The organism is Mesobacillus sp. (assembly GCF_047739415.1).
Lineage (GTDB): Bacteria > Bacillota > Bacilli > Bacillales > Cytobacillaceae > Mesobacillus.
In genome coordinates, this window is the sequence record NZ_JBIQOE010000184.1 from 14,398 (window position 1) to 29,085 (window position 14,688).

14 protein-coding genes are annotated in these 14,688 nt (G+C 44.2%); 2 read left to right on the plus strand and 12 right to left on the minus strand.

The features are described from left to right. Nucleotides 1-7 precede the first annotated feature (7 nt). From ruvA to nadB, 8 genes are all read right to left on the minus strand, one after another. Nucleotides 8-616: a Holliday junction branch migration protein RuvA gene (gene ruvA / locus ACH0QE_RS14525; RefSeq protein WP_415801313.1), complete on the minus strand. Its 609-nt coding sequence runs from the start codon at nucleotides 614-616 to the stop codon at nucleotides 8-10. Between the two features lie 303 nt (nucleotides 617-919). Next, nucleotides 920-1,480: a BofC C-terminal domain-containing protein gene (locus tag ACH0QE_RS14530; RefSeq protein WP_415801314.1), complete on the minus strand. Its 561-nt coding sequence runs from the start codon at nucleotides 1,478-1,480 to the stop codon at nucleotides 920-922. A 138-nt stretch (nucleotides 1,481-1,618) separates the two neighbouring features. Next, the gene (locus ACH0QE_RS14535) at nucleotides 1,619-2,329 is read right to left on the minus strand and encodes a YhcN/YlaJ family sporulation lipoprotein (protein ID WP_415801315.1); all 711 of its coding nucleotides are present in this window, start codon (nucleotides 2,327-2,329) and stop codon (nucleotides 1,619-1,621) included. 102 nt (nucleotides 2,330-2,431) lie between these two features. Beyond that, nucleotides 2,432-3,412, minus strand: a complete 981-nt coding sequence (locus tag ACH0QE_RS14540) for a phosphotransferase (RefSeq protein ID WP_415801317.1) — start codon at nucleotides 3,410-3,412, stop codon at nucleotides 2,432-2,434. After that, entirely contained in the window at nucleotides 3,402-5,357 is a 1,956-nt protein-coding gene (safA, locus tag ACH0QE_RS14545; protein ID WP_415801318.1) for a SafA/ExsA family spore coat assembly protein, read from the minus strand. Before safA ends, ACH0QE_RS14540 begins: the two co-directional genes overlap by 11 nt. A gap of 166 nt (nucleotides 5,358-5,523) precedes the next feature. Then, nucleotides 5,524-6,630, minus strand: coding sequence for a quinolinate synthase NadA (gene nadA, locus ACH0QE_RS14550; protein ID WP_415801319.1), 1,107 nt, complete (start codon nucleotides 6,628-6,630; stop codon nucleotides 5,524-5,526). After that, nucleotides 6,596-7,483: a carboxylating nicotinate-nucleotide diphosphorylase gene (gene nadC, locus ACH0QE_RS14555; protein WP_415801320.1), complete on the minus strand. Its 888-nt coding sequence runs from the start codon at nucleotides 7,481-7,483 to the stop codon at nucleotides 6,596-6,598. The genes nadA and nadC overlap by 35 nt, the downstream gene beginning before the upstream one ends. Further along, entirely contained in the window at nucleotides 7,452-9,068 is a 1,617-nt protein-coding gene (nadB, locus tag ACH0QE_RS14560; protein ID WP_415801321.1) for an L-aspartate oxidase, read from the minus strand. Before nadB ends, nadC begins: the two co-directional genes overlap by 32 nt. A 430-nt stretch (nucleotides 9,069-9,498) precedes the next feature. Between nadB and ACH0QE_RS14565 the strand changes: the two genes are divergently transcribed. Both ACH0QE_RS14565 and ACH0QE_RS14570 read left to right on the plus strand, forming a co-directional pair. Then, the gene (locus ACH0QE_RS14565) at nucleotides 9,499-10,638 is read left to right on the plus strand and encodes an IscS subfamily cysteine desulfurase (protein WP_415801322.1); all 1,140 of its coding nucleotides are present in this window, start codon (nucleotides 9,499-9,501) and stop codon (nucleotides 10,636-10,638) included. A 59-nt stretch (nucleotides 10,639-10,697) separates the two neighbouring features. After that, on the plus strand, nucleotides 10,698-11,237 hold the full coding sequence (locus tag ACH0QE_RS14570; RefSeq protein ID WP_415801323.1) for a transcription repressor NadR: 540 nt from the start codon (nucleotides 10,698-10,700) through the stop codon (nucleotides 11,235-11,237). Nucleotides 11,238-11,272: 35 nt separating this feature from the next. Here the strand turns inward: ACH0QE_RS14570 and pheA are convergent, their stop codons facing one another. From pheA to ACH0QE_RS14590, 4 genes are all read right to left on the minus strand, one after another. Beyond that, the gene (gene pheA, locus ACH0QE_RS14575) at nucleotides 11,273-12,121 is read right to left on the minus strand and encodes a prephenate dehydratase (protein WP_415801324.1); all 849 of its coding nucleotides are present in this window, start codon (nucleotides 12,119-12,121) and stop codon (nucleotides 11,273-11,275) included. A gap of 18 nt (nucleotides 12,122-12,139) precedes the next feature. Next, nucleotides 12,140-12,592: an ACT domain-containing protein gene (locus ACH0QE_RS14580; protein ID WP_023627152.1), complete on the minus strand. Its 453-nt coding sequence runs from the start codon at nucleotides 12,590-12,592 to the stop codon at nucleotides 12,140-12,142. A gap of 135 nt (nucleotides 12,593-12,727) precedes the next feature. Beyond that, entirely contained in the window at nucleotides 12,728-14,020 is a 1,293-nt protein-coding gene (gene obgE, locus ACH0QE_RS14585; RefSeq protein WP_415801325.1) for a GTPase ObgE, read from the minus strand. A gap of 47 nt (nucleotides 14,021-14,067) precedes the next feature. Next, a complete protein-coding gene (locus ACH0QE_RS14590) occupies nucleotides 14,068-14,607 on the minus strand; it encodes a Spo0B C-terminal domain-containing protein (RefSeq protein ID WP_415801326.1) in 540 nt (179 codons plus the stop codon). Nucleotides 14,608-14,688 lie beyond the last annotated feature (81 nt).

Below are 14,688 nucleotides of genomic sequence, written 5' to 3' on the forward strand. Positions count from 1 at the left end.
CACAGCGTTACTTTAATAGCTTCTGTAATGCTTTCTTGATATATTGGTCTGTCGTCAACTTTTCTTTCTTCAACTCTGGAGTGATCTTGCGAATTTCCTTTTCCGAGTAACCCAGTGCCTTCAGTGCCAATACTGCTTCATCAAACTCGGTCGACTGGCTTATGGTTGCTGCTACCTCATCCGAATTGAAAAGGTTAGGGAAATAATCTGGCACAAGGTCATGCAGTTTTCCCTTTAAATCGAGTATCATTTGTCTCGCAGTCTTCTTGCCGACCCCTGGGAACTTTACCAGGAACGACTCATCTTCATTTTCAATTGCCTGAACCACTTGACCCGGTTCGCCGGATGCAAGGATGGCCAGTGCCCCTTTCGGACCGATTCCCGAGACATTCAAGAGCCTGGTGAAAAGGGCCTTTTCTTCACGATTCTTAAAGCCATAAAGAGCAATTAAATCTTCTCTGACATAATGATATGTAAAAATACAAATCTCTTTACCTGCTTCTTTCGTAAATGCAAATGGGTTTGGTGTCATGATTTGATACCCAATCCCGTTGTTTTCTATCACTATATATTCAGGACCGACGAAATCGACGGTACCTTTTATAAATTCATACAATACTCTCGCCCCTCTGCTTTGCTGTAACTCATTTTAACATACTCTTTTAAAAGGTATGAATAAAAATATGCGAAAAGGCGAACGTATGATCATTTTTATAAGAAAAGCGCAAGATCCTTGGTCAGCCCCGACAAGCGTTGGAGGGCCGACCGGTGAAGTCGCTCTTTGACTTCATCGGGCGGACCGAAACGTCTCGAGGGGCTAGGCGCTGGAGCTAGACACTTATCTAAGTGGATGAATTTATACTTTCTTATCCAGTAATAAAATCTCTCCGAAACCTTAGGAAACACAAATAAGAGCCAGTCAGCCCGGCTCTTCGCTGTTTTCCCTCACAGTGTATGGTTTAAAAGTCTCTAATACCTCTTCATAGCATTGTTTATTCCTGATTGGAATCCCTTTTTTCAATTGATCTCGTTTAATACTTTCAAGTCTGCCAAGGTCGATTTGAAAGAACGATTGAATGATATTCGAACCATCAGGCCTTCCATTAAAAATAGTAAGTACCCCTTCATCTGACAACCCGAAATAACCGTTTGTCTTCAATAGCGGCGATATATCATCATAATCCTGTCTGAACACAGCCTTATTTGCTTCCATATCTACTAGCTGCCATTCATCATATTTGGCCCAAAAGTCTTCCATGGACCAAATCGTTTCCTCAATACGTTCCTCACTCATTTCACCATCAAGATAAACTCTTTGCAAAATGATTGTGACCTTAAGAGGTTCATTGATTTCATCGACTGCTTCTTCAGGCTTCTCAGCAAAAACCGGCTCTGTCTGAAGTACTAAACTGTATACCGATAGACCCATTAGGAGCATAACAGTTGTACCGAACGCTTTAAATAAGTTGATTGAAGCCATTGCTGTCCACCTCTCTTATTTGCTAAAATTTTTCATTTTCTTTTTCAATAATAGTGTAGCCAAAATTATCTTATTTATCCTCTCTAAATAACAGCATAAAAATAGAAGGCAAGATGTTACTCTGCCTTCTACCAATGATTAAGGGTTCCAGTTGATGCTTTCTCTCGGATTCCCGTTCTTCCGGTCATAATCAATATTTCTTGTTCTGCTGAAAGTTCCTTCATCCTCTAGGATGCGCAGCATTCTTCCTTCTGTATACGGATGTACAGCCTTCTTAATTTTCTCATCTGTTTGTTTTTTCAGCGACTTATCCTTATATGTCACAGTCACTTGTACTTCGCGGCCAAATAACACGGACCTCACTTTATCAACATTGTCGACAGACTCGGCTGTAATCCCTACTTTGCGGGCCAATCTGTTATCTTGTTCAGTATTAGAGTAAATCCCAGCCTTGCCGCTTCCCCTGTGCTCACTAAGGTGTCCATGATAATTCAAATCACCGCGGCTATATCTATTATCTCTTTGGAAAAAGTTATGGTCGTGATCAGAACGAGGGACGGTTGGATTCGGAGGGTTGCCATTTTCATCACGCGACTGTAGCATTCTCCGCTTTCGGTCTTCGGCAGCTGTTCCCTCTTTCCCAAAATTATGGTCAAAAATTTCCGTGATCGCACCCTCTCGATCATCCATCACGTCAATTTCATTCCCTTTTTCATTCGAGTAATAGCCAAGTGGCTGCCCACCATCTGCATTCTGGCTTTGAACAGCGGCTTCATCATTTCCGTTGCAAGCCGCCAGTCCTATTGTGAGCAAGGAAGCTATAGGTACGAACAACATCTTTTTGTTCAATCGAAAAACCCCCATCCTAGCTAAAATGAGCACTTTTTTTCATGCTCATTATTAGAGTGCGGATGAGGCTGGATTTTCATTCTGACAGATACGTCCAAAAACCTAATCATTCAATCTCGATTTAACTTTTTCCTGGAATTGTTTCCTTTGCTGAAACTGTCCGACAGTCATTTCAACGATTGGTGCCAGGCTATACGGATGTGACTGGTTTCTGTTCCTCAACAAGCGGTTCCATTCCCTTAAAATATCCGCAGGGTACAATAGTCCGTATAAAAAGGCGTCAGAATCCAACCATTTATTCAAATGGTTTATTTTTTCCAGTGATTCAAATTGCCAATCCAAAAAAGGCAGGATACGGTTTGCATACTGCAGCATATCATATGCTCTTGATCCAGAGCTGATTAAATCAAAATCAATTAAGTACAGCTTTCCTTCCTTTGATCGAAGAAAATTGTGATGAGCTACATCCCCATGGAGGATGGATGGTGGCCCTGTTTCAAGATCTTTTCTCGAATTCACAAAATTCCTCAGAGAAAAATCCGCCCATTCCAGCAGCTCTTCGGTAATGGTTTTATTCACATAGAAATTAACTCCTGGCTGGTTTTCGGTAAATTCATTCTTTCGATGGTGCCATTTTTTCGCTAAATCTGTTTTCGGAAGCATGCCAGCATATGAAGGAACAAGCACCGATGTATGGTCATGGAACCGATTTAACAGTTCAACGCCTTCCTCTCTGTCTGCTTGAATTCCATAATCAAAACGCTTTTCATGGTGGTCTATATATTCAATACAACCATAGTATAACCCATGGAAATGAAGGGGATCTTTATTCTGATTATAAAATCGGTAGGATTGGTCAAAACCGGATTTTCGTAAAGATGAAGCAAATGCTTCTTGAATCTTTAATTTCCGCAGATCTTTATACCCTTTTAAAATAAATCGGGTATTCTCTGTTTTAATGAGAAAGACATCTCCTCTTAAATGGGTCATTTCCTTGATTCCAATGTTGAGTTCGCTATTTAAATAAGAGAAGAGACGATTGAAAAAATAATCGTCTCCACCTCTCTTGATGTTAATATTCATTGCTCTCTTCATCTTCGAAACGCGGCATCGGCATACCATAGCCTCCACCCATCGGACCTGCTCCATAAGGATTCATGAACCCCTGTGGACCCATGCCCATCTGGTATCCTTGGTGAGGGTTAATATGCATTCCTGGTGCTCCATGATAGCCTTGGTGCATCATCATATGGTGAGGATGGTGCATGCCTGCTCCCATCAAGCCATAAGGATTACCCATTTGTCCCCCGCAGCCACAATCATAGCCGGCACCCTGCACAGCCTGCTTAGGCATCATTGGCTGTTTCATCATTCCGCCCACCTGTGGCATTTGATTATCCATCATTCCACCGACCTGTGGCATCATCGGCATCTGATTACCCATCATTCCGCCTACCTGCGGCATCATCGGCATCTGATTATCCATCATTCCACCGACCTGCGGCATCATCGGCATCTGATTATCCATCATTCCACCCACCTGTGGCATCATCGGCATCTGATTATCCATCATTCCACCGACCTGCGGCATCATCGGCATTTGATTATCCATCATCCCGCCGACCTGTGGCATCATCGGCATTTGATTATCCATCATTCCGCCGACCTGTGGCATCATCGGCATCTGATTATCCATCATCCCGCCGACCTGCGGCATCATCGGCATCTGATTATCCATCATCCCGCCGACCTGTGGCATCATCGGCATCTGACCCTGCATCATTCCGCCTACCTGTGGCATTTGGTTATCCATCATCCCGCCAACTTGCGGCATCTGAGGCATTGGCATTTCTGAAGATTCGTCATCCATCATACCTCCGACTTGTGGCATTTGATTATCCATCATTCCGCCAACTTGTGGCTGCATAGGCATCTGATCCTCCATCGCACCTGCTACCTGAGGCATGTATGGCATCTGTTGCGGATATCCCTGCTCATACGGCGGGCAGTAGCCTGGTCCAGGCATGACCGGCGAAATCGGCATACCATGGAAGACTGGACCTGTCATTTGTGGAGCAGCATGATGAGGCATATTTTCCATAGCCGGGCTCAATGGCATTTGCATATTCGCAAAAGATGAAGATTCGATATCTTCTGCCGGCAATGCCATGTTAGGCATCATTCCTGGATATTGCGAAACTCCCTGTACCTGTGGATAAGGCATTTGCTGGGCTCCCAGATAGCCATAAGCTGGACCTGACATGGAAGGCGCCCCTGGATAACAGTTATAAGGATAAGGGATCATCGGCTGCTGGTAACCTCCTTGAACGAATGGCATCATTGATGGTGATTCATCCATGAAATCATTCTTTTCAATTTTTATCTCTGGCTTTATTTCTGGTTTCACATTTGGTTTCATCTCAGCTTTTGGCAACTGGGGCTTTATCTCTTGTTTAACCTGTGGTTTGACCTGCTGCTTTACTGGAGCCTTGACCTCAGGCTTTACCTCTGGTTTGATTTCCGGAAAAATATTATCTGGTTTTGGCGGGAGCTGCGGTTTCGGCTGTGGTTTCGGCTGTGGCGGCAGCTGCATATTAGCCATATTCATCATATAGTAATTGTTGATGTCAATCTCAGGCTTAATTTGCACTGGCATCTTCGGTTTATATGGTTTAACTGGCTCTTCCTTTGGAACAGGTTTAGGCATTTCTTTCTTCGGTTGTTCCTTAACTGGAGCCTCTTTTGGAACTTCTTTCTTCACTTCTGGCATTGGCATTGGTTTCTCTTTGGCAATCGGCATTTCCTTTTTGCCACCCATATTGATTTTTGCTTGAGGCGTTCCACCTGCGATTGGAGCTTCTTTTTTTACTGTTCCTCCAGCAGTTGGAACTTTTATTTTCATACCGGGCATAATCATATCAGGGTTGCTGAGCTGTGCGTTCATCTTTTTCAGCTCTTCAAAGTTCACGCCGTACTTTTTGGCGATTTTCCAAAGAGTATCCCCTTTCTGTACGATATGGATTTTCACTCTGATTCCCTCCTATGGCATAAGTCCATATATTGTATGTGGGTGTGGGCAAATTGCTAACAATCTTCAAAAAAACTTATGCTTCTATGTAAATAAATATGTTTTTCAGCAGGAGATTAAGCTTTTCCCATAAAAAAATCCTCCCCGGTTTGGGAAGGATTTCAATTTACGATTGCTCAAGCATGCGGTTTAAGGCAAGCTTCGCATTAAATGCTGTTTCTTCATCCACTTTTATAAGATTAATTTCCTGACTCTGGATTACCGAATCCAGACTCCAGGCAAGATGCTGCAGGTCGATTCTGTTCATTGTCAGGCATGGGCACATATGCGGGTTCAAAGAAATAATCTGCTTATCTGGATGTTGTGAAATCAAACGATTCACCAAATTCATTTCTGTCCCCACCGCCCAGGATGACCCGGCAGGAGAAGCTTCGATGGCTTCAATAATATAATTTGTAGAGCCTGCCTTATCTGACAACGCAACAACTTCACGTGAGCATTCAGGGTGAACAATGATTTTCATGTCCGGGTATGCTTCACGGACATGGGAAATATTTTGCACTGTAAAATTCTCATGAACAGAGCAATGGCCTTTCCAAAGTATAACCTTCACTTTTTCAAGCGGGCCCTCAAATTCAAGGATATTCTCAATCGGGTTATAAACGGCCATTTCGTCCAGATTGACGCCGATATTAAAAGCAGTATTCCTTCCTAAATGCTGATCTGGAAGGAAAAGCAGGCGTTCCTTTTTTGAAAAAGCCCATCGCACCATCTTCTCAGCGTTGGAAGACGTCACAGTAGCACCGCCATTAGCTCCGACAAATGATTTGATTGCTGCCGTGGAATTCACGTACGTTAACGGCAAAATAGTTTCCCCAAACAGCACCTGCAGGAACTCCCAGGCTCTTTCTGTCTGGTAAATATCTGCCATATCCGCCATCGAACATCCCGCCCTCATATCAGGAAGGTAGACCTTCTGACTTTCGGTAGTTAAAATGTCGGCCGTCTCAGCCATGAAATGGACGCCGCAGAACACAATATGTTCCGCTTCCCTGTTCTCTGCTGAAAGCTGGGCTAATTTCAATGAATCTCCTGTAGCATCAGCGAATTGAATGACTTCATCTTTTTGATAATGATGACCAGGGATAAAGAGCTTCTTGCCCATTTTCGCCTTAATACTCTTGATCATGTCCTCAAGTTCCTGCACAGACATATTTTTGTACTTATCAGGAAGCATCCTAGATTTCGTTTCGAGCGCCTCCAATATATTCATATGCTACAGCCCCTTTCGTTTCAGCCATCACTTTTGCGCTAATATCCAATGATTTTACAGAGTGCGTGAGGAATCCAAGAGAAATATAATCTACACCGCAATCTCTATAGCTATGGAGGTTATCGAGCGTAATGCCTCCAGATGCTTCTGTTAAAATCCCTGCTGGAACATTGCCGATCCATTCCTCGATTTGTTCCGGAGTCCTGTTATCGAACATGATGCAGTCAACTTTTGAGTCAATTGCTTCAAGAAGCTGATCCTTTGTTTCGATCTCAACCTCGACCTTCACCATATGCCCAAGATTTGACCTTACTGCTTCAACGGCATTGTTGATTGAGCCCGCGAATGAGATGTGGTTATCCTTGATCATCACAGCGTCATACAGCCCATAACGATGATTGAAGCCTCCGCCGCAGCGAACTGCATACTTCTCAAGCATCCTGAGACCCGGGGTAGTTTTACGCGTATCACAGATTCGCGTTTTTGCGCTGTCCAATACTCTGACAGCTTCATTCGTTTTCGTCGCAATCCCGCTCATCCGCTGTACAAGATTAAGAACGACTCTTTCTGCTTTAAGCAAATCGGAAACCCTGCCGGTGATCAACGCAAGCTCTTGACCCTTTACAACTTTCTCTCCATCTTTCACATTCAGGGTTAACTGACTGCTCTCATCAAGCAGCCGGAAGCCAGTATGGATGATTTGCTCACCACAGAAAATCCCTTCATCCTTGGCGATTAAAACGAGACTTCCTTTATGTTCATTGCCGAAAATCAGTTCACTGGTGACATCACGTTCACCTATATCTTCAATAAAAAATTGTTCAAGTAGCAAGCGCAGTTTGATTGAATTCATGCTTACCATCCTTTACGTTTTTTCGTTGATGGATGATTTGTTTCTTCATCCAATTGGCGTTATCTTCATGAGGAAAATCTTTCCGAAAGTGCCCGCCCCTGCTTTCCGTCCTTTCCAAAGCAGACTGTGTGATTAAGGTGGCGGTGATGTACATGAAAAGATTGTTTAATTCAGATGGCTCCAAATGGTCCAGCGAAGCCTCCAGCCATCGATCTAGGCTGAACTGACCAAGCCACTCATTCTGTAAGATCAGCAATTCTTTTGTCCGGACAATCCCTGTTCGGTCCATCATGGTTTGTTTTAGTAAGTCCATGTCAGGAAGCTCACCTTCAAATTCAATTTGATTCATGTTAGCTTCTATTTTGGCAAGTTGATTTTGAATTCCCATGATACTTACTGCTTTTCTATTGGCATCTTGGTGGCTGTTGATCCATTCAGCAAGGTTTTCGCCAACAAACATGCCCTCCAATAGGGAATTGCTTGCCAATCTGTTTGCACCGTGGATTCCTGTGCATGCAGTTTCACCGATTGCATACAATCCAGGGATGCTTGTTTGGCCCTGCAAATCAGTCTTTATCCCGCCCATGATAAAATGGCTCCCAGGCACAACAGGGATCAAGCCTTTTTCAATTTCTATTCCATGCTCGGTACACAGCTTGCTAATCGTTGGAAAGCGGCTACTGAAATCATGGATGGTCGAAATATCTAAAAAGATTTGAATTCCTCTTCGTGAGTAGTCATAAATGGTTTGCGAGACAATGTGACGCGGTGCCAGATCCTTCAGCGGATGAATTCCTTTCATGATCCGCGTGCCTTCAGCAGTAACAAGTACGGCCCCTTCACCCCTTACTGCTTCAGATATGAGACCTCTCGTCTTTCCATCTACATAAAGGAGTGTAGGGTGGAATTGCACAAATTCCATGTCGGCAAGCTCAGCACCTGCCCTGTATGCTAGCGCCATTCCATCCCCGGTTGCAGTCTCGGCATTAGAAGTGAAGGCAAAGACCTGCCCGCAGCCGCCCGTAGCCAGGACAACGTGGGGAGCAAGATAAGTTTCATTCGTTCCGTCCATGCGCTTAGCTTTAACACCGATACAGCGCGTTGCATAACTATCTAAAATGAGCTCATATACAAATGTGGATTGTTCAATTGAAATATTGACATCCAGGTTCGAGAGCAAAAAGTCGACCATATGCTTACCAGTTGCATCGCCTCCGCTGTGGACAATCCTCTTTTCACTATGAGCCCCTTCCATTCCCAGAAGCAATTTCCCATCTCCGTCTTCATCAAAGCGGCAGCCTGATTCCCATAATCCTTTTATCAATTCAGGTGCTTTCTTGGTAATTTCAAGTACAGCTTCAGAATTATTGTGATGAGCACCAGCTTCCAGTGTGTCGAGATAATGCAAGTAAGGATCGTCGCCCGGTGCAATCGCTGCTGCGACCCCGCCCTGTGCAAGATAAGAATTCCCTGCTGTCAGCTCCTTCTTTGTGAGAATAATCACATTTAAACTCTTTGCTAATTTATTGGCCAATTGTAGTGCGGCAATCCCGCTGCCAACAATGATTACATCTGATTGTTTCATATAATGATAGCCTCCTGGATTAACAGGTGTCTTGACATCTATATTTACACACATTTACACTGTTGACAAGAACTTTTATTTTTTATAGTTATGGTACGATTCTATTAACATGCAGCCCCCGGGCATTTATTGGAATATCCTCTGACAGTAGTTCTTTTGACAGCCAGGTTTTGGGTGCATTTTGGAGTGTTATGTGACCGGTTTTCTCCTTTTGGACAAAGACCGGGCACATATACGGGCTTTATGTTACCGGTTTCCTCCTTTTGAACAAAGACCGGGCACATATACGGGCTTTATGTTACCGGTTTCCTCCTTTTGAACAAAGACCGGGCACATATACGGGCTTTATGTTACCTGTTTCCTCCTCTTGGACAGAGACCGGGCACTAATGAAGGGTAACCATACCAAATTTCAATCTAGGAGAGAACCTATGAAATATTTCGATTACGCTGCAACTTGTCCGCTTGACCAGGATGCGGCAGATATTTTTATCCAGGCATCGACAAAGTACTTTGGGAATAGCCAGAGCCTTCATGAGACAGGCAGTGCTTCTGCTAATTTATTAGAGAGTTGCAGACAGGAATTCTCGCGCTTGCTTGGTGTTGAAAATGCGGGGATTTATTTTACAAGTGGGGGTTCTGAAGCGAGTTATCTTGGGATTATGGCGCTCCTCACTGCCAAAAGAAAACACGGCAATCATATTATTACCGGGGCCGCTGAACATTCCTCCGTCTATAATTTGATGAAAAAGCTTGAAGGGGAAGGATGGGAGATCACATTCCTCCCGTTGAACCGAAATGGCAAAATTGAAATTGCGAGTTTCATCGAAGCTGTCCGACCCGAAACTGTGCTAGTTTCGATTCAGCATGGCAACCCTGAAGTCGGAACAATCCAGCCGATCATCAATCTTGCTGATCATTGTCGCTCTAAAGAAATACTGATTCACACGGACTGCGTGCAAACCTTCGGAAAAATTCCAGTTGCTCCACTGGCCAGCTGGGTAGATGCCCTTTCGATTTCAGGCCATAAGTTTTACGGACCTAAAGGAACTGGAGTGGCTTATGTAAACCCCAAGCTTGCCTGGAAGCCTTACATAGATGGAACTGTACATGAAAGAGGCTTCAGGCCTGGCACGGTAAATGTCCCGGGAATCGCAGCAATGACTGCAGCAGCGCAAAAAGCACATTCTCTCATAGATACAGAAACGAATAGAGTTAAAAAACTGAGAGAGGCTCTTATTGAAACCCTTTCAGATGTCAGGGATTCAATCGAGTTTTTTGGAACTGAGGGCGATGAACAACTTCCAGGTATTTTGGGAATGGCGATAAAGGGAGTGGAGGGACAATACGTCCTGCTTGAATGCAACCGCAAAGGATTTGCGATTTCAACCGGTACAGCTTGTCATACCGGCATGCTGTCACCAGCGAAGACGATGTCTGCAATGGGAATCAACGGGAAACAGGCAAAGGAATTTTTCAGAATTTCGTTCGGGAGGGAGACTAGTCTGGAAGATGTAGTCGTCCTTGGGAAAATGCTTGCAGCAATCACTGCACAAGTGTCGGCCGTTTAACTTTAGGTTGATTTTATGGTAAAATTTTCGAATGAAGAAGTCGAAGGAGCGATCGGATTATGAAGGAACCTACGAAAATTCTCGGAGATGAACGCCGTGCCTACATCCTGAAACGTCTGCAGGAAAGTAGTGAACCCATCACCGGAGGCGAGCTTTCGGCGATAACGAATGTAAGCAGACAGGTCATTGTTGGCGATATTACCTTGCTTAAAGCCAAAAACCAACCAATCATTGCTACCAGCCAGGGATATCTATATATGCATGCATCCCGTCCTTCAGCAGCGGAAAGGATCATTGCCGTCTCCCACGGCCCTGAAAGGACAGAAGAAGAACTCCTGCTTCTTGTCGATCACGGGGTAACCGTTAAGGACGTGAAAATTGAGCACCCCGTGTATGGGGATTTAACAGCTTCCATCATGGTCTCAAATAGAAATGAAGTAAAACAGTTCATGAAAAAAATCAGGACAACTAACGCTTCCTACCTATCGGAGTTAACGGACGGAATCCACTTGCACACAATCTCCGCTCCAACGGAAAAAGCACTGGATGAAGCAGAAGAAACGCTACGCAAAGAAAAATTACTTATTGATTTAGAATAGGGATATAAAAAAATCCATCAAATTGATGGATTTTTTTATATCTTATGGCTTGAATAACTTCCAAGCATTTTAACAGTGCAGCCTAATGCCTCTATTTCGGCAATGGCTCCTGGAATTAATACGTCATCCATTTTCAAGTTAATATCGATAATGAAAAAGTATCTTCCCAACCCTGTTTTCATTGGGCGTGATTCAATTTTAGACAGATTGAGCTTCCGCCATGAGAAAGCAGATAAAACCTGATGCAGTGCTCCTGCCCGATCCGAAGGCAGTGTAATCATCAAGCTTGTCTTCGCCTCTTTTGTTGGAGCCATGTAAATGTCATGATCTTTCTTCGCCAGCACAGCAAATACGGTATGGTTATAGCTGTAATCATGGACATTTTGCTCAGCAAAGGCTAATCCATACTCCTCAGCAGCAAGGCTATTTGCGATTGCCGCGATGTTCCGTTCCGGATGGCTCTGTACATACTTAGCCGCTGCTGCTGTAGATGACATATGTTCAAGAGGAATTCCTTTGAATTCTTTATGTAAAAATTTATGGCACTGTGCTAGTGCGTGTGGATGGCTGCAAATCAATTCAGCTTCCTTCCACTTTTCGATATGATTCAGATGAACCAGCAGATGCTGCCTGATTGGCACCACCGCTTCCCCAACAATCTGGAGATCTGTTTCATGGACTAAATAATCGATTGTGACATTAACTGAGCCCTCGATGGAGTTTTCCAGCGGTACGATTGCTGCATCAATTTCTCCCGTTGAAGCAGCATCCATGCATTCTGGTATACTAACAAATGGAATCCTCTTAGCCTCTTTAAACAATTGCCGGGCAGCATAGTCCGTAAATGTTGCTTCCGGTCCAAGATAACCAATATTCAAGCCCATCTCCCCCTGCTACCCTCTTTAAGCACCTGACCCCAGCACTTCAACTTTTTCTACGAATTCCAGTCTTTTCAGCCTTGCGAGCATCTCATCCATTTCGACTCTCATTTCGGTGACATTCAAGCTTAGCGTTACATTCGCCCTGCTTTGCAGAGGAATCGTCTGATGGATGGTCAGAACATTGCAGCCAGTAGCAGCAACCGTACTCAGCAGTTCTGAAAGCGTACCAGACCGGTCTTCAAGCTGGAAAAACAGCGTAATGATTCGTTCCTTCACCACTGTATGGAACGGAAAGACCGTATCACGGTATTTGTAAAATGCACTCCGGCTCAAGTCGACCCTTTGAACTGCATCCCAGACCGACTCTGCTTTACCGCGTTCGATCATTTCCTTTGCCTCAAGCGTCTTCTTCATCGCCTCAGGCAGGACATCTTCACGAACAAGATAAAACTTCCTATCTTGATTTTGCTTCATCTCCACCACCCCATCAGAATGCCAGCCTTTTTTATTTTTGCTTTTAAAAATAACCATTAAGAAAACAATCATTTTTTAAAGAGGAAAGCCGACTAACCTGTTGCTGGCTAATCGACTTTCTAAAATCATTTAAGCCTATTCCACGAATTCAAATTCATATTCAAGCAGCTTGACTGTATCTCCATCTTTCGCGCCTCTTTCACGAAGTGCATCATCAATGCCCATGCCGCGCATCTGGCGGGCGAACCTTTGGACGGATTCATCCCTTGAGAAATCAGTCATCTTGAACAGCCTTTCAATACTGTCACCAGAAATGACAAATGTTCCATCCGAATCACGGGTAATCTGGAATTCCTGTTCTGCTTTTTCATGCTTGTACATCACGCGGTTTTCATCTTTTTCTAATTCCTCTTCTTCAATGAGAGGGAACTCCGGAGTTTTTTCAATCAGGTCAGCTACCGCGAACAATAATTCACGCAGACCTTCTCTAGTAACAGCTGAGATAGGGAAAACAGGGTGTTCGTCCCCTAGCTTTTCCTTGAACGCTTTCAGGTTTTCTTCCGCATCTGGCATGTCCATTTTATTAGCTACAATTACTTGTGGTCTCTCCGTCAACCTCAAGTTATATTCTTTCAATTCATTATTGATCGTTAAATAATCCTCATATGGATCGCGGCCTTCTGTTGCGGCCATGTCGATTACATGGATGATGACGCGTGTACGTTCGATATGACGCAGGAATTGATGCCCAAGACCCACTCCTGAATGTGCACCTTCAATAAGTCCAGGCAAGTCTGCAAGCACGAAGCTTCTGCCATCTTCCGTTTCAACCATACCGAGGTTCGGGGCAATGGTCGTGAAGTGGTACTCCGCTATTTTCGGTCTAGCTGCTGAAACAACAGACAACAACGTCGATTTCCCTACGCTTGGGAAGCCTACTAGCCCTACATCCGCAAGGAGTTTCAATTCCATGACGATTTCTCTTTCTTGTCCTGGTTCACCTTTTTCGGAAAGCTCTGGTGCCGGGTTGGCCGGTGTTGCGAAACGTGAGTTGCCACGTCCGCCGCGTCCGCCCTTCGCGATGACAGCCTTCTGGCCATGCTCTACCAGGTCAGCAATGATCGCGCCAGTCTCGGCATCAGATACGATTGTCCCTGGTGGAACCTTTACAATCATATCCTTCGAATTTTTACCATGCTGGTTTTTAGACATTCCGTGCTCGCCGCGCGGTGCCTTGAAATGGCGCTGGTATCTGAAATCCATCAGCGTACGCAGTCCCTCTTCCACCTGAAAAACTACATTTGCACCGTTACCGCCGTCGCCGCCAGCAGGACCGCCCTTCGGAACATATTTTTCACGTCGGAACGCGACCATTCCATCGCCGCCGTCCCCACCTTTTACATAAATTTTAACCTGATCGACAAACATTATGTCATTACCACCTGTCTGAAATTTGTTATCGCTTCTATGTTTCCCTATAGAGATTCCATAAAAACTTCTATCGTTAATTCCCCATCGACCACGCCATCCGACATTACTTTCATATTGTAACCCGGCTGCTGGCCAAGGAACCTTAACAAGCGATTTTTATCATTTATTATTCCGCTAAAATCAAAAAAGAACCCGATTCCTTTCTCCTGCGGTTCAATTGTGACGGAGAGATGATTTTCCTGATATTGTTCAATCGAAGAATTCAATGCATCAAAAAGCTGCTCTGTCCAGCGAGTCAACAACTGGTCATCTAATCTGTGGAAGTTCTGGGAGTCCATTACTTCATATTCCAATTGGAAATGATGATTCTCCCAATTGCAGGTTAACAATGTAGAGGCAAACTGAGGAAGATGTAAATTAGATAGCTTTGCATCCTGCCTGGCTTCCATGATAATTTCTTCAATGATCTCTTTAGCCCGGTCCACTTTATTCAGCGATAAATTCCCTTTAATTAGTTGAAGCTGATTCATCCAATCATGGCGTGCATGACGCAAAACCTCGATTGTATCCCACTCTTTTTTCATACACATACTCCTACTCATAAGACTGCTTGGTGTAAGTATAACAAAAAAGCCATTCTGCGTAAGCTAATTATGTATTTAGTT

What these genes read in the sequence shown, in the direction of transcription:
- ACH0QE_RS14580 (WP_023627152.1), bottom strand. Translation starts at nt 12,592, where the DNA reads ATGAAGCAAAATCAAGATAGGAAGTTTTATCTTGTTCGTGAAGATGTC.
- nadC (WP_415801320.1), bottom strand. Translation starts at nt 7,483, where the DNA reads ATGAATTCAATCAAACTGCGCTTGCTACTTGAACAATTTTTTATTGAA.
- ACH0QE_RS14540 (WP_415801317.1), bottom strand. Translation starts at nt 3,412, where the DNA reads ATGAATATTAACATCAAGAGAGGTGGAGACGATTATTTTTTCAATCGT.
- obgE (WP_415801325.1), bottom strand. Translation starts at nt 14,020, where the DNA reads ATGTTTGTCGATCAGGTTAAAATTTATGTAAAAGGTGGGGACGGCGGC.
- nadA (WP_415801319.1), bottom strand. Translation starts at nt 6,630, where the DNA reads ATGAATATATTGGAGGCGCTCGAAACGAAATCTAGGATGCTTCCTGAT.
- nadB (WP_415801321.1), bottom strand. Translation starts at nt 9,068, where the DNA reads ATGAAACAATCAGATGTAATCATTGTTGGCAGCGGGATTGCCGCACTA.
- ACH0QE_RS14565 (WP_415801322.1), top strand. Translation starts at nt 9,499, where the DNA reads ATGAAATATTTCGATTACGCTGCAACTTGTCCGCTTGACCAGGATGCG.
- pheA (WP_415801324.1), bottom strand. Translation starts at nt 12,121, where the DNA reads ATGGGCTTGAATATTGGTTATCTTGGACCGGAAGCAACATTTACGGAC.
- ACH0QE_RS14590 (WP_415801326.1), bottom strand. Translation starts at nt 14,607, where the DNA reads ATGAAAAAAGAGTGGGATACAATCGAGGTTTTGCGTCATGCACGCCAT.
- ACH0QE_RS14570 (WP_415801323.1), top strand. Translation starts at nt 10,698, where the DNA reads ATGAAGGAACCTACGAAAATTCTCGGAGATGAACGCCGTGCCTACATC.
- ACH0QE_RS14530 (WP_415801314.1), bottom strand. Translation starts at nt 1,480, where the DNA reads ATGGCTTCAATCAACTTATTTAAAGCGTTCGGTACAACTGTTATGCTC.